Raw genomic sequence first — 18,475 nt, 5'->3', positions numbered from 1 at the left:
TTGACAAGGGTCTTACTAGTGTCCGAGAACGACCGGTGGCCGTGCAGCGTACGTTCCCGGTGAAAGGCGAAACGTGGCAGACACGACAACCAAGACCCGCTCCCGGAGTGCGAAGGACACCGAACTCGAGAACTCCGAGGAGACCGTGACGGCGTCGAAGACGACGGCCGCCAAGAAGGCCCCCGCGAAGAAGGCCCCCGCCAAGGCCAAGGCGGCCCCCGCCAAGGCGAAGACGAAGGCCAAGAAAGACGACGACCTCGAAGAAGACGAGGAAGACGTCGAAGTGGGCGATGTCGAGATCGACGACGCCGACGACAGCGACGACTCCGACGACGCGGCCAAGACAGACGCGAAGAAGTCCGACGACGACGACGAGGACGAGACCCCGGCGGCGCCCGCCGAGGCCCTCCCCACCGGCGCGATCGTCATCTCGTCGAGCGACGAGGACGACGTCCCCGTCTACTCCGCCCAGATCACCGGCGCGACCGCCGACCCGGTCAAGGACTACCTGAAGCAGATCGGCAAGGTGCCGCTGTTGAACGCGGCCGAAGAAGTCGAACTCGCCATGCGCATCGAGGCGGGTCTGTTCGCCGAAGAGAAGCTGTCGAACATGACCGCGGCCGAGAAGACGAGCCAACTGGGTCTCGATCTGCAGTGGGTCGCCCGTGACGGTCAGCGCGCCAAGAGCCACCTGCTCGGCGCCAACCTTCGCCTGGTCGTCTCGCTCGCCAAGCGCTACACCGGGCGCGGCATGCAGTTCCTCGACCTCATCCAGGAGGGCAACCTGGGCCTGATCCGTGCGGTCGAGAAGTTCGACTACACCAAGGGCTTCAAGTTCTCGACCTACGCCACCTGGTGGATCCGTCAGGCGATCACGCGCGCCATGGCCGACCAGGCCCGCACCATCCGCATCCCGGTGCACATGGTCGAGGTCATCAACAAGCTCGCCCGCGTCCAGCGCCAGATGCTGCAGGACCTCGGTCGCGAACCCACGCCCGAAGAGCTCAGCCGCGAGCTCGACATGACCCCCGAGAAGGTCATCGAGGTCCAGAAGTACGGCCGCGAGCCCATCTCGCTGCACACGCCCCTGGGTGAAGACGGCGACAGCGAGTTCGGCGACCTCATCGAGGACACCGAGGCCGTCGTCCCTGCCGACGCGGTGGGCTTCACCATGCTGCAGCGCCAGCTCGAGTCGCTCCTCGACTCGCTCAGCGAGCGCGAGGCGGGCGTGATCCGCATGCGCTTCGGCCTCGGCGACGGTCAGCCCAAGACCCTCGACCAGATCGGCGACACCTTCGGCGTGACGCGCGAGCGCATCCGTCAGATCGAATCCAAGACCATGGCGAAGCTGCGTCACCCGAGCCGTTCGCAGTCGCTTCGGGACTACCTCGAATGAGCGGCGAGGCCAATGCCGGCAAGGCGCTCACCGTCACCGTCGAGGGGACGTCGTACGCCCGCATCCCGATCCGCACGCGGGTCGTCATGCCGGGCGACGACCTCGACGCGTTCATCCTCGAATACGCGAAGGATGCCGTGCAGCCGGGCGACCTGCTGTTCGTCACCGAGAAGATCGTCGCGATCACCCAGGGCCGGTCGTTCAAGCTCGACACGATCGCGCCCCGCAAGCTCGCGCTGTTCCTGTCGAAGTACGTCACGCGCACGCCGTACGGTATCGGCCTCGGCATGCCCGAGACGATGGAGATGGCGCTGCGCGAGTGCGGAACGCCCCGCATCCTGTTCGCCGCGGCCGTCTCGGCCGTGACCAAAGCGTTCGGACGCAAGGGCGATTTCTACCGCATCGCGGGCGACAAGGCACGCGCGATCGACGGCCCCACCAAGGGCACGATCCCGCCGTACAACCAGGCCGTCGTCCTCGGCCCGGAGCGCCCCCGCGAGGTCGCCGCTCGTCTGAAGTCGCTGCTCGGCGGCGACCTGCAGGTCGCCGTCGTCGACATCAACGACCTCGGCGGCAACATCCTCGGCTCCACGATGGACAAGGCCGGCGAGAAGCGCCTCGTCGCGATTCTCAAGGACAACCCGCTCGGCCAGGGGCACGAGTCCACGCCGCTGGGCATCGTGCGCCACGGCTGACAGCCGCGTGAAAGGCCCGTCCCGTTCTCGGGGCGGGCCTTTTCGGTATCGGGATGCCGGCTCGCGACGCCGCGCGATGGCTGAGGCCATCAGTCCCCCCCGGCACCCCTGCCACGACTCCGGACTTTCGAGACACTCAGGACCCTCCGCAGGCACGGAGCTGAGCCCGTCGACGCCCCCGGATGCCGAGAGGCCCGCCCCCCGCGGGGGACGGGCCTCTCGGCATCCGGGATCAGAACCCGATGGCCGCCTGATACCGCGGCTTGTGTCCGGTGCGGATGCCGGTGACGCTCGGTTTGTTCTCGTAGACGCCGGCGCCCCAGTTGCCCTCGACGAGCACAGGGCCCTCGGGGCCCACGACGATGTCCCAGCCCACGTACTGCACCTGCGGTACGACACGCGCGACCTGGTCGACGAAGGCCGTGACCTCGTCGATCATCGGCAGCTGGAAGTCGGCGATGCGCACGCCCGAGTCGGGATGCAGCTCGTGCACGTGCCCGTGCGAGTCGTAGCCGGCGCCGAGGGCGTGGCCGTTCTCGTCGAGCATCGTGTAGAAACCGCCGAAGGTCATCTGGTCGCTGACCGCCCCCCGGCCGAACTTCTGGGCCATCGCCAGGATGTGCGTCTTCTCGCCGTCGAAGAACGCCGTGACGCGCGTGGTGTTCACGGTACCCGGGCAGACGGCCGCGAGGTCGTCGTGCTGGCGGATGACCTCTTCGACGAGTATCTCCCCGCGCTCGAGCAGTCCGCGGTGGAACGAGCCCCAGTCCTCGACGTCGGCCGCGTGGTAGCGGTGCACGCCCGTTCCGGCCTGTCCGACCGGCTCCTTCGTGACAATGGTGCCGAGGCGCTCGGTGAAGGCGCGCAGGTCGTCGGCGTTGCCGGCATCCACCACCATCCACTCGCGGCGCAGGAACTCGCTGAACGTCCGGTCGAACTCGACCTTGTCCTGGAACAGGCCGCGGTAGTCGGGGTGGTCGTACTTCTGCGAGATCTGGTTCGACACCGGGTGCGTCATGTAGGTGGCGCGCTCGGCGGGGGTGAGGATCGCGAAGTCGTAGTCGATGTAGTCCTGGAAGCCGACGTTCTTCACACCCGCCTGGTACAGCATGTCGGCGACGACGAGCGGCAGGGCCTTGCCGTGCTGGGCGGAGGCCTCTTTGGCTCGTTCGACGACGGATCCGACATCGATGCGGCGGGCGCGTCCGGCGAGGTAGCGGAGGCGCGTGACGGGAGAGAAACCCTGCTGAGGCATGTGGCTCCGGGGTCGGGGAAGGAGGACCCCGTTAGTCTAAAGGGGTGTCCTCCACGCTCTCTGCCCGCTTGCCCGCGGCCGGGGGAGTGTCGCCCGTAGCCCGCATCTCCGAGTCCGCCCTGCGCCGGAACGCCCCTCTCGCCCTCGCGGCCGGTACCGGCTCCGGTGCCGACGACGTCTTCGCCGCCGACGCGTGGGGCCACGGCGCCGAGTGGGTGGCATCCGTGCTCTCGGATCTGGGGATGGATGCCGCACCCCTCGACGCCGCGGTCCTGTTCGGTCTGCCGGGCTCCCACGCACGGCCCGTGATGTCGCTGCACGGTCGGGCCCTCGGCACGAAGCCGCTTCTGCGCGGGGAGGGCGTCTCGTACGGCTACACCCACCGCGCGCCCCGCGACACCACCGTGGCCCTCGTGACGGGCGGCTATGCCCAGGGAGTCGTGCGGTCGCTGGGCAACACGGCGACGGTCTCGATCGGCGGTCGGCGGCATCGCATCGTCGGGCGCGTCGCGATGGACGTCTGCGTCGTCGACGTCGAGGGTCAGACCGTGCCGCGCGGGACCGAGGTCGTCTACTTCGGCGACCCGGCCGATGGCCACCCCTCGGTGGAGGAGTGGGCGGATGCCACAGGCCTCGGCGCCGCAGAAATCGTCGCCGTGGTGGGCGTCCGTGCCGATCGGAGAGTGACCGGATGAGCGCCGTCTACCGCGTCGACCTCGACGCTCTCGCCCGCAACCTCGCCCGCGTGCGCGAAGCGGTCGCCCCCGCCGCCCCCATGCTCGTCGTCAAGGACGACGCCTACGCTCACGGGTTGGAACCGATCGTGAGGCGCGCCGTCGCGGAAGGCGTGCGGTGGATCGGCGCCTTCGACGTGGCCACGGGGGCCGCGGTGCGCCGCATCGCCGGGCCCGACGTGCGCATCTTCGTCTGGCTGATCGGCGGACGCGACGACCTGGCCGCCGGCGTCGCCGTCGATCTCGATCTCGGCATCGGCGACGAAGCGCTGCTCGCCGACCTCGCGGGGCTCCCCGTCGAGCACCCGGCCCGGGTGCACCTCAAGATCGACACCGGCCTGCATCGCAACGGCATCCGCCCCGAGCGGTGGGAGGCCGCCCTGGCGCAGACCTCCGCGCTGGTCGCCGACGGTCACGCCGCCTTCGAGGGGATCTGGTCGCACATCTCGGAGGCCTCGGATGCCGACGACGACGACGCTCGTGCGGTCTTCCTCGCCGCACGAGAGACGGCGCGCGCCGCGGGACTCGACCCGCGCTTCTCGCACCTCGCCGCGAGTGCCGCCGGTTTCGCCCGCGGGGAGTTCCGGGAGGATCTCGTACGCGTGGGGGCGTTCTCGTACGGCATCCGTCCCGCCGGCGGGCCGAGCGAGGGCGAGCTGGGGATCGAACCGATCGGCCGGCTCTCCGCCACCGTGACGGCGGTGGATCTCGCGGGCGTGCACCTCGACATCGGCGCCCTGCACGGGCTGCCGAGCACCCTGGCCGGGCGCTTCGACGTGCTGACGCCCGAGGGGCCGCGGCGCGTGGAGGCCATCGGCCCGACGGACACGGTGCTCGCCCCGTGGGCCGACGCCGCACCCGGCGATGAGATCGCCCTCTTCGGCCCCGGTGCGCTCTTCGGAGTCACCGACCTCGCCGAACTCGTCGACACGATCGGCGAAGAGATCGCCCTGCGTATCTCGCCCACCGTCCCTCGCGTATACGTCAGCGCGCACGCCTGATACGAAGAACGGGCCCCGACGCACAAGGTGCACGGGGCCCGTTCTGACGGAATGGTCTTATTCGGCGGCGCTGAGTCGCGCCGTCTCGTCGTGCCACGAGGTGGCGACGCTACGGAGCTTCTCTTCGTACTTGCGGCCGTGGTGCGCGCAGAACAGCAGCTCGCTGCCGTTGACCGTCGCGGCGATGTACGCCTGTGCGCCGCAGGAGTCGCAGCGATCGGCCGCCGTCAGGCGGTGATCGAGGACGGCTGACGCTTCGGGTGCAGTCGTGGTGGTCATGTCGGGTGCCCTCCTCAGGTGGTCGTGGGCGAGTCTCCATATACAACCACGCGGATGTTTCCCCTATGCCGCGGCTTGATCACATTTCGCTGTGCGCGTACGGTGACCCGACCTCGCTGTGTGTCTGGCAGGCGATGTCGGCGCCTCCGATTACGCTGGGAGATCGTGACCTCCGAGTACTCCGCCCATCACCTGCAGGTCCTCGAGGGCCTCGAAGCCGTGCGCAAGCGCCCGGGCATGTACATCGGGTCCACCGACTCCCGCGGTCTCATGCACTGCCTGTGGGAGATCATCGACAACTCCGTCGACGAGGCCCTCGGCGGTCACGGCTCACGCATCGACATCGTGCTGCACGACGACGGCAGTGTCGAGGTGCGCGACCGTGCTCGCGGCATCCCGGTCGATGTCGAGCCCCGCACCGGGCTGACCGGCGTCGAGGTCGTCTTCACCAAGTTGCACGCGGGCGGCAAGTTCGGCGGCGGCTCGTACGCGGCGTCGGGCGGCCTGCACGGCGTCGGCGCCTCGGTGGTCAACGCCCTCTCCGAGCGTCTCGACGTCGAGGTCGACCGCGGCGGCAAGACCTACGCGATGTCCTTCCACCGGGGCGAGCCCGGCATCTTCGCGGGCGACGCCCCCGACTCCACATTCACGCCGTTCGAGCGCAAGAGCGAGCTGCGCGTCGTCGGCAAAGCTCCGCGCGGTGTCACGGGAACGCGCATCCGCTACTGGGCCGACCGCCAGATCTTCACGAAAGACGCCGCTTTCGGCCTCGACGAGCTCGTCCAACGCGTGCGTCAGACCGCGTTCCTCGTCCCCGGTCTCGAGATCGTCGTGCAGGACGAACGGGGCGAGGAGCGCGTCGAGACGAGCTACCGCTTCGACGGCGGCATCTCGGAGTTCGCGGAGTTCCTGGCACCCGACGCCGCGGTCACCGACACCTGGCGTCTCACCGGCACCGGCACCTTCACCGAGACCGTCCCCGTGCTGCAGCCCGGCGGATCCATGATCCCGACCGATGTCGAACGCGCGTGCGAGGTCGACATCGCGGTGCGCTGGGGCACGGGGTACGACACCACGACCCGCTCGTTCGTCAACATCATCGCCACGCCCAAGGGCGGCACGCACCAGCAGGGCTTCGAGCAAGGCCTCATGAAGGTGCTCCGTTCGCAGGTCGAGCAGAACGCCCGCAAGCTCAAGGTCGGTAACGACAAGATCGAGAAAGACGACTTGCTCGCCGGTCTCACCGCGGTCATGACCGTGCGCCTGCCCGAGCCGCAGTTCGAGGGCCAGACGAAGGAGATCCTCGGAACTCCCGCGGTGCGGCAGATCGTGGCATCCGTCGTCCAGAAAGAACTCGCGGCCCGCTTCGCCTCTCCCAAGCGCGACGACAAAGCGCAGACTGCGCAATTGCTCGAGAAGATCGTCTCCGAGATGAAGGCGCGCATCTCGGCGCGCACTCACAAAGAGACGCAGCGTCGCAAGAACGCCCTCGAGTCGTCGTCACTGCCCGCGAAGCTCGTCGACTGCCGATCGAACGACGTCAACGACTCCGAACTGTTCATCGTCGAGGGCGACTCCGCTCTCGGCACGGCCAAGCTCGCGCGAAACAGCGAGTTCCAGGCGCTCCTGCCCATCCGCGGCAAGATCCTCAACACGCAGAAGGCCTCGATCAGCGACATGCTGTCGAACGCCGAGTGCGCCTCGATCATCCAGGTCATCGGCGCCGGCTCCGGCCGATCGTTCGATCTCGACGCCGCCCGCTACGGCAAGATCATCCTGATGAGCGACGCCGACGTCGACGGCGCGCACATTCGCACGTTGCTGCTCACGCTGTTCTTCCGGTACATGCGTCCCCTCGTAGAAGAGGGCCGGGTCTTCGCGGCCGTACCGCCGCTGCACCGCGTGATCGTCATGAACCCGGGCACGAAGCCGAACGAGACCATCTACACGTACAGCGAGCAGGAGCTCCACACGCTGCTCACCAAGCTCAAGCGCGGCAACAAGCGCTGGCAGGAACCCGTTCAGCGGTACAAGGGGCTCGGCGAAATGGATGCCGACCAGCTGGCGACCACCACCATGGATCGCGCCGGCCGCATGCTGCGCCGGGTGCGCGTGACGGACATGGAGGCCGCGGCATCCGTCTTCGACCTGCTCATGGGCAGCGACGTCGCCCCGCGCCGTGAGTTCATCATCGACTCGAGCGACCGTCTCGCACGCGAGCGCATCGACGTCTGAGGCCCACTTCGCCGGCGCCCCGCCCGGGTCCGCCTCGACGTGTACCGCCGTACGGACTCGAGCCCCGGCGGCGTCGCGCGCGAGGCCCCCGGCCCAGCGCGCCGCCGATGGACTCCGCACGACGGCACCCGAGCCGCCCCCGACGGAGCAGCAGGTTCAGCGGACGACGGTGCCGACAGCACCGATGACGGCCTCGAGCGGCTGGCCCGACGCGTCGCGCTTCGCGCCCGACTCAGGCAGCGCCCGCACCGAACCATCGGCGCCGACCGCGCGCGGCTCCGTGCCGACCCAGGCGAGCACGAGCGCGTCTTCGCCGCGCAGCAGACGCTGCGCACGCACACCACCGGTGGCTCGGCCCTTCGCGGGGAACTCGGTGAACGCCGACACCTTCGCGCTGCCCGTGTCCGTGCCCGGGAGTGCATCCGACGAACCCGCGACCGTGACCACGACGGCGTCGAACGCCGAGGCACCGACCACGGCGAACGAGATCACCCGGGCGCCGTCGGAAAGACGGATACCGGCCATACCTCCCGCGGATCGTCCCTGCGGTCGCACGGATGAGGCCTCGAAACGCAGCAGTTGCGCGTCGCTCGCGACGAAGACGAGCTCGGCGTTGTCGCCGGCGGGGGCAGCGCCGACCACACGGTCACCGTCGCGGAGCGAGATGATCTCGATCTCGTCCTTCGTACCCAGCTCGGTCGCTGCGACGCGCTTGACGACCCCCTGCTCGGTGCCGAGGGCGATCGTGGGGGAGTCGACCATCGGCACGAGAGCCACGACCTTCTCGCCCTTCCCGAGAGCGAGGTACTGCTCGACCTTGGTACCGGCAGCGACCTGCACGGAGTTGGCGGGAACCGAGGGCAGGTCGACGGGGGAGAAGCGGACGAGGCGTCCGGCCGACGTGACCGCTGCGATGTCGCCGCGGGTGGTCGTGTCGACGGACGAGCGGATGGCGTCGTGCTTCGACCGACGCGCGGGCGCGACCACGCCACCGGCGGGAGCGTCGGCGACGAGCTCGGCGCGCACCATGCGGCCCGTGGCCGACAGGTACACCCGGCAGGGGGCGTCCGCGATCTGCAGGTCCGCCGCGGCCGCGGCCTTCGCCGAGCGCGGCTGGACGGGACCGCCGTTGAGCAGCATGGTGCGCCGCGGCGTGCCGTACGCCTCTGCCGCGGCATCCAGTTCTCTCGCCACCTGCTGGCGCAGCAGCGTCTCGCTGCCGAGGAGTTCGACCAGCTGAGCGATCTCGGCGTTCAACTGGTCGCGCTCTGCCTCGAGCTCGATGCGCGAGAACTTGGTCAAGCGACGCAGGCGAAGTTCGAGAATGTACTCCGCCTGAGGGTGCGAGAGGTCGAAGACCTCCTGGAGCTTCGTGCGCGCCTGCTCCCCGTCGTCGGACGAGCGGATCACCTGGATGACCTCGTCGATGTCGAGGATCGCGATGAGCAGGCCCTCGACCAGGTGCAGACGTTCGCGCTTGCGCGCGAGACGGTACTCGCTGCGTCGCGTGACGACGCGGATGCGGTGATCGATGTAGACGCGCAGCATCTCGCGCAGACCGAGCGTCTGCGGCTGCCCGTCGACCAGGGCGACGTTGTTGATACCGAAGGAGTCTTCGAGCGGGGTCAGTCGGTACAACTGCTCGAGCACGGCCTTGGGATCGAACCCGGTCTTGATACCGATGACCAGGCGCAGACCGTTGTTGCGGTCGGTGAGGTCGGTGACGTCGGCGATGCCGGTGAGCTTCTTCGCCTGCACGGCGTCTTTGATCTTCTCGATCACGCGCTCGGGGCCGACGAGGTAGGGAAGCTCTGTGATCACGATGCCGGTGCGCCGTGGTCCGAGGGACTCGATCGACGCCTTCGCCCGCGTGCGGAACGTGCCGCGACCGTTCGTGTAGGCGTCCTTGATGCCGTCGAGGCCGACGATGATGCCGCCCGAGGGCAGATCGGGACCGGGGACGAACTCCATGAGCTCTTCGACCGTGGCGTCGGGGTGCTGCAGGAGGTGGATGGCGGCCGCGACGACCTCGATGAGGTTGTGAGGCGCCATGTTCGTGGCCATACCGACCGCGATGCCCGTCGCCCCGTTGACGAGGAGGTTGGGGAACGCCGCCGGGAGCACCTCGGGCTGCTGGAACTGGCCGTCGTAGTTGGGGATGAAGTCGACGACGTCCTCGTCGAGGTTCTCGGTGAGCGCCAGAGCCGCTGCCGCCAGGCGCGCCTCGGTGTACCGAGGGGCGGCGGGACCGTCGTCGAGCGAACCGAAGTTGCCGTGCCCGTCGACCAGGGGAACGCGCAGCGAGAAGTACTGCGCCAGGCGCACGAGCGCGTCGTAGATCGGGGCGTCGCCGTGAGGGTGGAGCTTTCCCATGACCTCGCCCACGACGCGCGCGCTCTTGACGTGCCCGCGGTCGGGACGCAGGCCCATCTCTGCCATCTGGTAGAGGATGCGGCGCTGCACGGGCTTGAGCCCGTCTCGGGCGTCGGGAAGGGCACGCGAGTAGATGACCGAGTAGGCGTACTCGAGGAACGACCCCTGCATCTCGGTCGAGACATCGACGTCTTCGATGCGCTCGGTCACGGGCGAGGAGGAACGGGAATCGGGCATGGATACGGCCTCGGGTCGGGCGGGCGTCGCGTCTCGACGGGGATCGGGACTCCTGTGGAAGACTGGGCCCGATGACTTTCAGCCTACCGGCGGACCCGCCGCGCTCTCGGAGCCTCACCGGTGTGGTGACCCAGTCGATCGCCGCGTTGACGGGTGAATCGGAATGGTTCGCTCCGGCCCGCAGCGCGATCGTGCTGCTCGTGGACGGGCTCGGAGCGCACAACCTGGCGTCCCGACGCGGACACGCGCGGTTCCTCGGCACCGTGGGGGGCCGCAAAGACGTCGCCCGTACCGTCTTCCCCTCGACCACGGCGGCTGCCCTCACGAGTCTCCTGACCGGCGCGGAGCCCGGCAGCCACGGCATCGTGGGGTACCGCACCCGCATCCCGCACACCGACGTGGCATCGAATCAACTGCACGGCTGGGAGACCGACGGCCTCGACCCCCTCACCTGGCAACGACGCACGCCCCACTTCGCCGCGCGCGCCGAGGCCGGGTTGCCCAGCTTCGTCGTCTCGCGCCCGAGCTACACCGGCACCGGCTTCACCGAGGCGACGCTGCGCGGGGCGGAATTCGTCTCGTCCGACGACCTCGACGAGCGCGTGGACCTCGCCGCCGATCTGGCTGCGCGGCATCCGGGATCCCTCACCTATCTCTACGCACCCGAGCTCGACACCGCGGGGCACCGCGACGGGTGGGAGTCCGACCGATGGACCGACGCCCTGGAGCGGGTGGATGCCGCCGCCCGACGCCTCGCCGAGACCATCGACCCGCGCACGGGCATCGTCATCACGGCCGACCATGGAATGGTCGACGTCCCCGCGCACAAGCACGTGCTGCTGCGCGAGGGCGACCCGCTGCTCGACGGTGTCGCCCTCATCGGCGGTGAGCCCCGCATGCTCCACCTCTACACGAACGAGGGGCGAGCGGATGCCGTGGCCGCGCTGTGGCGCGAGACCGAGGCCGCGAGAGCCTGGGTGCTCACGCGCGACGAAGCAATCGCGGCCGGGCTGTTCGGCGCCGTCGACGACGAGGTGCGCCCGCGCATCGGGGACGTGCTCGTTGCCGCACGCGGACGCTTCGCCTACTACGACGACCGCGAGGCCGACAAGCGCCCGCAGCGCATGGTGGGCCAGCACGGCTCACTCACGGACGAGGAGCGCACGGTGCCGCTCCTGCGTCTGGGCGCCTTCGCCTGAGGGGGATTCGATGGCCGGCGCGCCGGCATCCGTTCTCCCGGGATGAATGAGGGCGGTCGACCGGTCCCGGTCGACTCCGCGGACCGGACGAGCCGTCGTCAACTCTCGTCGGAGCGGGCGCCGAACACGATCTCGTCCCATGACGGCATCGAGGGACGACCCTTGGTGCGCCGGCCGTTGTCGGCCGGCGGGCGCTCCGACTCGTTCTGCGTCTGGTCGGCCTCGTCGGCGTACCCCGGCTCGACGGCGTCGAACAGGGCGACCGGCGGGCTCGAGGGACGCGGCTCGGGCTCCACGGCCTCGGACGCGCCGGGCAGCGGCTCGCGTTGTCCACGGCGGCGGCGCAGTGCCTCGAGAAGGTCCGCGGTCTCGGCCGACGTCACGGGGGCGTCCGGCGAGCGCTTGATCGCAGCCGTTTGAACGGCGGTGGCGACAGGTCCGGTCGCTTCCACGCCCGGCTCGTCGTCGATGTCGATGCGGCGAGGGCCGAAGGCTCCGCTGTCGAAGCGCGAGTCGTCCTTGGAAACGTTGTCGAGGGCGCGCAAGCGGGGGATCAGCCCCTCGGGTAGCGATCCCTGGCGCGAGAGCTGGATGGCATCGGAGTTCTGCGGCGAGAGGACGCTGCGACGCGGGTCGAAGCTCCAGCGCGCGTCACGGTCGATGCCGTTGGCCGTGAACTCGAGCTTGACGGACCAGCCCGAACTCTCTTTCCAGCTCGTCCAGCGCTCGGCGGAGGCGCCTGCTTCGGTCAGCTTCGCGCGCACGGCCGCACCGAAGGTGATGGGGGAGTCGTGCTCGAGGGTGCCGCCCAGCAGAACCGGCACGGCCAGGGCCTGCGCGACGACGTGTTCGCGCTCGGCGAGGACGGGACCCTCGAAACGCTCGACGTCCTCGACACGGGCGTTCAGAAGCGCCGCCACCTCGCGAGCAGACATGCCTGCGCGGATGTGCGCCTGGATCTCTCGGGGGCTCGGGCGCGGGGCACGGTCGTCGTCCTCGCGGTCCCGACGCGCACGGCGCGCCTCGGCGCGCAGCACCTCATCGAGCGCGAGGGCGAAACGTTCGCCCGCCTGCGTCGCCACGACGAGGACGTCATCTTCGGTTCCGATGACTTTGAGCTGTTCCATACGAAACACCCCTCCGATCTGCGGTCAGCGTTCATGCTGTCACGCGCGTCGCCCGCAGACGGGAATATCGCGGGCGCGCCGCGAGTTTCCCGTCAGGCCTGACACGCTCGCCCCTCCCGGAGCATTTGCTTATCGAGGACGGGTCATGCAAACTATGGCCGCCCGATCGGGCACCCGATGGGGCACAGCACCACGAAATCCGGAAGTAGAGACCTGCACGCATGGCAACCGATTACGACGCACCGCGCAAGACCGAGGACGACAGCGAGTCGATCGAGGCCCTCAAGGAGCGCGTGCCCGACAAGGCGTCGGGGTCGATCGACAACGAGGATGCCGACAACCCCTCGGGCTTCGAACTGCCCGGCGCCGACCTTTCCGACATCGAGCTCGATGTCGTCGTGCTTCCCGCTCAGGAAGACGAGTTCACCTGCATGAACTGCTTCCTCGTGAAGCATCGTTCCCAGATCGCGGAAGAGAGCGGCCCCGGCTTCATCTGCCTGGAGTGCGCAGCCTGACCTGAGCACGCTGGATCGCCGCCACCAGGCGATCCGGCGTGCGGGTGGACACCACCCACGACGGGGTCGGGTCGTCTGGATCGGTCACGGGAACCGTGACCACACCATCGATCCCACCCCGGATCACGTGCCACGCCCGGTGGTCGAGACCACTCCCTCGGGCCGTGCGGGCCTCCTCGGCGACGGCGCCGGCAGGAACGCCCAGAAGATCGACCGGGATGTGGGCGCGTCCCGCGCGCAACTCTCCGTCGCGGATCTCGATGACGGGCGCGATCGCCAGCAGACCCGACACGATCCCCACCGACACGAGAAGCCCGATGAACAGGGCCAGAGTCGTGTCCAGCGGCGAGAAGACGACCGCCGCCATGGGACCGCACACGGCTGCGGCGACCAGTGCCCACAGCGACGGGCTCAGACGCTCTCGATACTCGGCTGCGGTGCGGATGCCGCACCCCCTCTTCTGCATTACCCTCGTGGGGTGACCGAAACGGTGGACGTCCTCATTGTCGCATCCGAGCCTCCGGTCTTCGCCCACCCCGGCGACGCCGGAGCCGACCTGACCGCCGCGGAGGCGCTTCGCCTCGAGCCCGGACGCCGCGCTCTCGTCTCGACGGGGGTACGCATCGCGCTTCCCGAGGGGTACGCCGCATTCGTCGTTCCGCGGAGCGGTCTCGCCGCCAAGCACGGCATCACGATCGTGAACTCGCCCGGGACGATCGACGCCGGCTACCGCGGCGAGATCAAGGTCGCCCTCCTCAACACCGACCTCGACCAGCCCTACGACATCGCGGTCGGAGACCGCATCGCCCAGCTCATCGTGATGCCCGTCCCCACCGTGCGCTTCGTCCCCGTGGACGAGTTGCCCGACAGCGTGCGCGGTCAAGGCGGCTTCGGATCGAGCGGATACCAGACTCTGCAAGGGAGCACCCGATGACCGACGACGAGTCGCAGACCACGCCCGAGAACACCGATACCGAGGCCGTCGATCCCGGCACCGAAGCCGCGCAGGCGACGAAGAGCGCCCCGGCGGACCGCGAGACCGCGGGACCGTTCGACGAGGCCGAAGCCAACCCCGTCCGCCCCTACATCGACCTGGGCGCGATCAAGATCCTCCCGCGCGAGGGTCTGAACCTCCGCCTCGAGGTCGAAGAGCAGACCAAGCGCATCGTGGCCGTCGGCCTCGACTACGCCGATTCGACTCTGCAGGTGCAGCCGTTCGCCGCTCCGCGTTCGAGCGGTCTGTGGGAAGAGACGCGCGACCAGATCCGCCAGCAGGTCAAGCAGCAGGGCGGCCGTGTCGAGGAGCGCGAGGGACCGCTCGGCCCCGAACTGCTCGCCGAGGTTCCCGTCGCCGGTGCGGACGGTGCGAGCAAACGCCTCGCTCGTTTCGTCGGTGTCGACGGGCCCCGCTGGTTCCTCCGCGGCGTCGTCGGGGGAGCGGCGACGAACGACGTCGAGGCCGCCGCGGCCGTCGAGGATCTTTTCCGCTCGATCGTCGTGGTGCGCGGGTCGTCCCCGATGCCTCCGCGTGATCTCATCCCCCTCCGGATGCCGTCGAGCCCCGGAACGGCATGAGCGACGACCCCACCCGCGCGGCGCGAGAAGACGACCGCGTCCCCCTCGATCCGCCGTCCGCGGCGGAGAGCGTGAGCGCGGCTCTCGGAAACGCCGCACGCCGCGCGGGCCTCGACCCGGCGAAGCACACCTCGACCGGCGCGGCAGTGTGGTCGGCGATGGGCGGGGTGCGCGGCATCCTGGAATCCGTTCTTCCTTCTCTCGCGTTCGTGGTGCTGTTCACGGTCACGATCGACCCCGAGACACGCCAGGGGAACCTGTGGGTGAGTCTCGGCGTCTCGGTCGGGCTCGCTGTCGTCTTCACGCTCGCGCGTCTGATCGCGAAGTCGCCCCCCAGCGCGGCGATCGGCGGACTTCTCGCGACCGCCGGCGCAGCCGTGCTCTCGCTCGTGACGGGACGCGGGCAGGACAACTTCGTGCTCGGGTTCTTCACCAACGGGGCGTACGGAACGGCTTTTCTCGTGTCGGCGCTCATCGGCTGGCCGCTGATCGGTCTGGCGGCGGGATATCTGCTGGGCGAGGGCACCCGCTGGCGCGGCGACCGTCGCAAGCGCCGCGCCTACACCTGGCTCTCGATCGCGTGGGCGGCCCTGTTCGCCGCCCGCCTCGCGGTGCAGCTGCCGCTGTACTTCGCGGGAGATGTGACGGCGTTGGGGACGCTCAAGATCGTCATGGGCCTGCCGCTGTTCGCCCCGATGCTGGCGGTGACGTGGCTCGTCGTCCGCGCTCTCCACCCTCGTCGCGAGTCCTGATATTATCTTGACATCAAGATAAATCCGTCGCCTCGAGCGGTTAGGTCCACCTTCCTGGAATCGGCCTCTCCCCGCGGGGAAGATGGAGAAATGCGGGCTGACGCCTGCGCATTCGCCGACGAAGGAGACGATCGTGTCCACGGTTGACAGCTTCGGTGCCAAGAGCACCCTGACGGTCGGCAGCACCGACTACGAGATCTTCCGCATCGACACGGTCGCCGGTCACGAGAAGCTCCCGTTCAGCCTCAAGGTGCTGCTCGAGAACCTTCTGCGCACCGAGGACGGCGCCAACGTCACCAAGGAGCAGATCGAGGCGCTCGGCTCGTGGGTCCCCACGGCCGACCCCGACACCGAGATCCAGTTCACTCCGGCCCGCGTGGTCATGCAGGACTTCACCGGTGTGCCGTGCATCGTCGACCTCGCCACCATGCGCGAGGCCGTCACCGCCCTCGGCGGGGACCCCAACAAGATCAACCCGCTCTCGCCCGCCGAGATGGTCATCGACCACTCGGTCATCGCCGACCTGTTCGGCAGCGAGAACGCTCTCGAGCGCAACGTCGAGATCGAGTACGAGCGCAACGGCGAGCGGTATCAGTTCCTCCGCTGGGGCCAGACGGCCTTCGACGATTTCAAGGTCGTCCCCCCGGGAACCGGCATCGTGCACCAGGTCAACATCGAGCACCTGGCAAAGGTCATCTACGACCGCTCGGTCGACGGTGTGCTCCGTGCGTACCCCGACACCTGCGTCGGCACCGACTCGCACACCACCATGGTCAACGGCCTCGGCGTGCTCGGCTGGGGCGTCGGCGGCATCGAGGCCGAGGCGGCCATGCTCGGCCAGCCCGTGTCGATGCTCATCCCGCGCGTCGTCGGCTTCAAGCTCTCGGGCGAGATCCCCGCGGGCGTGACCGCGACCGACGTCGTTCTGACGATCACCGACATGCTGCGCAAGCACGGCGTCGTCGGCAAGTTCGTCGAGTTCTACGGCGAGGGTGTCGCCTCGGTTCCGCTCGCCAACCGCGCCACCATCGGCAACATGAGCCCCGAGTTCGGCTCGACCGCCGCGATGTTCCCCATCGACGACGTCACGCTCGAGTACCTGCGCCTGACCGGTCGCGACGAGCAGACGGTCGCCCTCGTCGAGGCGTACGCCAAGGAGCAGAAGCTCTGGCACGACGCCGACCGTGAGTTGGTCTTCAGCGAGTACATGGAGCTCGACCTCTCGACGGTCGTCCCCTCCATCGCCGGCCCGAAGCGTCCGCAGGACCGCATCCTGCTGTCCGAGGCGAAGTCGCAGTTCGAAAAGGACATCCTCAACTACGCCGGCGGCGCGACCTCGGACTCCGTCGTCGACCTCGAGGTCGACGGCACGTTCCCGGCGTCCGACCCCGGTTCGGTCCCCGGGGAAGAGCACGAGCACGTCACCGAGACCGAGGTGCTCGTCTCGTCGGGCCACCCCGCGAACGCCTCCAACCCGGTGCGCGTCACCACGCCGGAGGGCCAGTCGTACCTGCTCGACAATGGCGCGGTCACTCTGGCAGCCATCACCTCGTGCACGAACACCTCGAACCCCTCGGTCATGATCGCGGCCGGCCTTCTCGCCAAGAACGCCGTCGACAAGGGCCTCAAGCGCAAGCCCTGGGTCAAGACCACGCTCGGCCCGGGCTCGAAGGTCGTCACCGACTACTACGAGAAGTCCGGCCTCGACAAGGCGCTCGAGGGTCTCGACTTCTACACGGTCGGCTACGGCTGCACGATCTGCATCGGCAACTCGGGCCCTCTGATCGAAGAGGTCTCCGAGGCGATCAACGAGAACGACCTCGCCGTCACGGCCGTCCTCTCGGGAAACCGCAACTTCGAGGGACGCATCAGCCCCGACGTGAAGATGAACTACCTGGCCTCGCCGCCGCTGGTGGTCGCCTACGCTCTCGCCGGTTCGATGAACTTCGACTTCGAGACCGACGCGCTCGGCAAGGATCAGAACGGCGAAGACGTCTTCCTGAAGGACATCTGGCCCGCCCCCGACCAGGTGCAGACGATCATCGACGCGTCGATCTCGCGCGAGCAGTTCATCCAGCAGTACGCCACCGTGTTCGAGGGCGACGAGCGCTGGAAGAACCTCCCCACCCCGACCGGTCCGGTCTTCGAATGGGATGCCGACTCCACCTACGTGCGCAAGGCTCCCTATTTCGACGGCATGACCATGCAGCCCGACGCGGTGCGCGACATCACCGGCGCTCGCGTGATGGCGACGCTCGGCGACTCGGTCACCACCGACCACATCAGCCCGGCCGGCAACATCAAGGCGGGCACCCCCGCCGCGCAGTACCTGATGGAGCACGGAGTCGCCCAGAAGGACTTCAACTCCTACGGATCGCGCCGTGGTAACCACGAAGTCATGATCCGCGGCACCTTCGCCAACATCCGCCTGAAGAACGAACTCACCGCGGCCGTCAACGGCGGCACGGTCGTCGAGGGCGGCTACACGCGTGACTTCACCCAGGAGGGTGGCCCGCAGTCCTACATCTTCGACGCGAGCCAGAACTACCAGGATCAGGGCACCCCGCTGGTGATCTTCGGCGGCAAGGAGTACGGCTCCGGCTCCTCGCGCGACTGGGCGGCCAAGGGCACGAACCTGCTGGGCGTCAAGGCCGTCATCACCGAGAGCTTCGAGCGCATCCACCGTTCGAACCTCATCGGTATGGGCGTCGTTCCGCTGCAGTTCCCGGCCGGCGAGAGCTGGAAGTCGCTGGGCCTCGACGGCACCGAGATCGTCTCGGTCGAGGGCCTCGAGCAGCTCAACGAGGGCGTCACGCCCAAGACGGTGAAGGTCACCGCCGAGCCGAGCGAGTTCTCGCCCGAGGGCAAGCAGACCGTGTCGTTCGACGCCGTGGTCCGCATCGACACCCCCGGTGAGGCCGACTACTACCGCAACGGCGGAATCCTGCAGTACGTGCTGCGTTCGCTGGTCTGACCCGCGACGGAAGTGCCCCGGAAGCCCCGTGCTTCCGGGGCACTTCGCTTTCGACCTAGACCACGCTGACGCGATCTGCGCAAGCCGTTGCCGGGCCGGTTCACTCTCCGGAGACTAGAATTGACCCG

At 68.8% G+C, this 18,475-nt stretch carries 16 protein-coding genes; 11 read left to right on the top strand and 5 right to left on the bottom strand.

Annotated features, from left to right (window positions below; translation table 11 throughout):
• Positions 1–73 precede the first annotated feature (73 nt).
• Both DEU35_RS13335 and DEU35_RS13330 read left to right on the top strand, forming a co-directional pair.
• Positions 74–1,396, top strand: coding sequence for an RNA polymerase sigma factor (locus tag DEU35_RS13335; protein ID WP_103209391.1), 1,323 nt, complete (start codon positions 74–76; stop codon positions 1,394–1,396).
• A complete protein-coding gene (locus tag DEU35_RS13330; protein WP_103209393.1) occupies positions 1,393–2,091 on the top strand; it encodes a coenzyme F420-0:L-glutamate ligase in 699 nt (232 codons plus the stop codon). The genes DEU35_RS13335 and DEU35_RS13330 overlap by 4 nt, the downstream gene beginning before the upstream one ends.
• Positions 2,092–2,323: 232 nt before the next feature.
• On the opposite strand, the gene DEU35_RS13325 is transcribed toward DEU35_RS13330, so the two are convergent.
• A complete protein-coding gene (locus DEU35_RS13325) occupies positions 2,324–3,346 on the bottom strand; it encodes a sugar-transfer associated ATP-grasp domain-containing protein (protein WP_103209395.1) in 1,023 nt (340 codons plus the stop codon).
• Between the two features lie 44 nt (positions 3,347–3,390).
• Here DEU35_RS13325 and DEU35_RS13320 point away from each other — a divergent pair, with 44 nt between their 5' ends.
• On the top strand, positions 3,391–4,041 hold the full coding sequence (locus DEU35_RS13320) for an alanine racemase C-terminal domain-containing protein (protein ID WP_116239787.1): 651 nt from the start codon (positions 3,391–3,393) through the stop codon (positions 4,039–4,041).
• Positions 4,038–5,081, top strand: coding sequence for an alanine racemase (locus DEU35_RS13315; protein ID WP_116239786.1), 1,044 nt, complete (start codon positions 4,038–4,040; stop codon positions 5,079–5,081). The genes DEU35_RS13320 and DEU35_RS13315 overlap by 4 nt, the downstream gene beginning before the upstream one ends.
• A 57-nt stretch (positions 5,082–5,138) precedes the next feature.
• On the opposite strand, the gene DEU35_RS13310 is transcribed toward DEU35_RS13315, so the two are convergent.
• The gene (locus DEU35_RS13310; protein WP_103209401.1) at positions 5,139–5,360 is read right to left on the bottom strand and encodes a hypothetical protein; all 222 of its coding nucleotides are present in this window, start codon (positions 5,358–5,360) and stop codon (positions 5,139–5,141) included.
• Between the two features lie 162 nt (positions 5,361–5,522).
• Here DEU35_RS13310 and DEU35_RS13305 point away from each other — a divergent pair, with 162 nt between their 5' ends.
• Entirely contained in the window at positions 5,523–7,595 is a 2,073-nt protein-coding gene (locus tag DEU35_RS13305; protein ID WP_103209970.1) for a type IIA DNA topoisomerase subunit B, read from the top strand.
• Between the two features lie 156 nt (positions 7,596–7,751).
• Here the strand turns inward: DEU35_RS13305 and DEU35_RS13300 are convergent, their stop codons facing one another.
• Positions 7,752–10,205 carry a DNA topoisomerase (ATP-hydrolyzing) subunit A gene (locus tag DEU35_RS13300; protein WP_116239785.1) on the bottom strand — a complete coding sequence of 818 codons (2,454 nt, stop codon included), beginning with the start codon at positions 10,203–10,205 and terminating at the stop codon, positions 7,752–7,754.
• A gap of 71 nt (positions 10,206–10,276) precedes the next feature.
• Here DEU35_RS13300 and DEU35_RS13295 point away from each other — a divergent pair, with 71 nt between their 5' ends.
• The gene (locus tag DEU35_RS13295; RefSeq protein ID WP_116239784.1) at positions 10,277–11,404 is read left to right on the top strand and encodes an alkaline phosphatase family protein; all 1,128 of its coding nucleotides are present in this window, start codon (positions 10,277–10,279) and stop codon (positions 11,402–11,404) included.
• Positions 11,405–11,502: 98 nt separating this feature from the next.
• Here the strand turns inward: DEU35_RS13295 and sepH are convergent, their stop codons facing one another.
• The gene (gene sepH, locus DEU35_RS13290) at positions 11,503–12,531 is read right to left on the bottom strand and encodes a septation protein SepH (protein WP_116239783.1); all 1,029 of its coding nucleotides are present in this window, start codon (positions 12,529–12,531) and stop codon (positions 11,503–11,505) included.
• 221 nt (positions 12,532–12,752) lie between these two features.
• On the opposite strand from sepH, the gene DEU35_RS13285 reads away from it, so the two are divergent.
• The gene (locus DEU35_RS13285; RefSeq protein ID WP_055837222.1) at positions 12,753–13,046 is read left to right on the top strand and encodes a DUF4193 domain-containing protein; all 294 of its coding nucleotides are present in this window, start codon (positions 12,753–12,755) and stop codon (positions 13,044–13,046) included.
• Here DEU35_RS13285 and DEU35_RS13280 read toward each other — a convergent pair.
• Positions 13,021–13,512: a DUF3093 domain-containing protein gene (locus DEU35_RS13280; protein ID WP_116239782.1), complete on the bottom strand. Its 492-nt coding sequence runs from the start codon at positions 13,510–13,512 to the stop codon at positions 13,021–13,023. The genes DEU35_RS13285 and DEU35_RS13280 overlap by 26 nt on opposite strands.
• Before the next feature lie 12 nt (positions 13,513–13,524).
• Here DEU35_RS13280 and dut point away from each other — a divergent pair, with 12 nt between their 5' ends.
• The 4 genes from dut to acnA all read left to right on the top strand — a co-directional run bounded on the left by dut (position 13,525) and on the right by acnA (position 18,347).
• Positions 13,525–13,980: a dUTP diphosphatase gene (gene dut, locus DEU35_RS13275; RefSeq protein ID WP_180993458.1), complete on the top strand. Its 456-nt coding sequence runs from the start codon at positions 13,525–13,527 to the stop codon at positions 13,978–13,980.
• Positions 13,977–14,621 (top strand): DUF3710 domain-containing protein, encoded by a 645-nt coding sequence (locus DEU35_RS13270; protein WP_103209413.1) that lies wholly within the window; start codon positions 13,977–13,979, stop codon positions 14,619–14,621. Before dut ends, DEU35_RS13270 begins: the two co-directional genes overlap by 4 nt.
• Positions 14,618–15,373: a DUF3159 domain-containing protein gene (locus tag DEU35_RS13265; RefSeq protein ID WP_103209416.1), complete on the top strand. Its 756-nt coding sequence runs from the start codon at positions 14,618–14,620 to the stop codon at positions 15,371–15,373. The genes DEU35_RS13270 and DEU35_RS13265 overlap by 4 nt, the downstream gene beginning before the upstream one ends.
• Positions 15,374–15,506: 133 nt before the next feature.
• The gene (gene acnA / locus DEU35_RS13260; RefSeq protein ID WP_116240060.1) at positions 15,507–18,347 is read left to right on the top strand and encodes an aconitate hydratase AcnA; all 2,841 of its coding nucleotides are present in this window, start codon (positions 15,507–15,509) and stop codon (positions 18,345–18,347) included.
• The last annotated feature ends 128 nt before the right edge of the window (positions 18,348–18,475 follow it).

The sequence above is a fragment of the Microbacterium sp. AG157 genome (genome assembly GCF_003385695.1).
GTDB lineage: Bacteria > Actinomycetota > Actinomycetes > Actinomycetales > Microbacteriaceae > Microbacterium > Microbacterium testaceum.
Note: the sequence above shows the minus strand (reverse complement) of the source record. Positions and strands in the feature narration are given on the sequence as shown.

Bases quoted from the DNA above. Each gene is read 5' to 3' on its own strand.
- DEU35_RS13330 (WP_103209393.1), top strand. From the start codon at position 1,393: ATGAGCGGCGAGGCCAATGCCGGCAAGGCGCTCACCGTCACCGTCGAG.
- DEU35_RS13325 (WP_103209395.1), bottom strand. From the start codon at position 3,346: ATGCCTCAGCAGGGTTTCTCTCCCGTCACGCGCCTCCGCTACCTCGCC.
- DEU35_RS13315 (WP_116239786.1), top strand. From the start codon at position 4,038: ATGAGCGCCGTCTACCGCGTCGACCTCGACGCTCTCGCCCGCAACCTC.
- DEU35_RS13310 (WP_103209401.1), bottom strand. From the start codon at position 5,360: ATGACCACCACGACTGCACCCGAAGCGTCAGCCGTCCTCGATCACCGC.
- DEU35_RS13300 (WP_116239785.1), bottom strand. From the start codon at position 10,205: ATGCCCGATTCCCGTTCCTCCTCGCCCGTGACCGAGCGCATCGAAGAC.
- DEU35_RS13295 (WP_116239784.1), top strand. From the start codon at position 10,277: ATGACTTTCAGCCTACCGGCGGACCCGCCGCGCTCTCGGAGCCTCACC.
- sepH (WP_116239783.1), bottom strand. From the start codon at position 12,531: ATGGAACAGCTCAAAGTCATCGGAACCGAAGATGACGTCCTCGTCGTG.
- DEU35_RS13285 (WP_055837222.1), top strand. From the start codon at position 12,753: ATGGCAACCGATTACGACGCACCGCGCAAGACCGAGGACGACAGCGAG.
- DEU35_RS13280 (WP_116239782.1), bottom strand. From the start codon at position 13,512: ATGCAGAAGAGGGGGTGCGGCATCCGCACCGCAGCCGAGTATCGAGAG.
- DEU35_RS13270 (WP_103209413.1), top strand. From the start codon at position 13,977: ATGACCGACGACGAGTCGCAGACCACGCCCGAGAACACCGATACCGAG.
- DEU35_RS13265 (WP_103209416.1), top strand. From the start codon at position 14,618: ATGAGCGACGACCCCACCCGCGCGGCGCGAGAAGACGACCGCGTCCCC.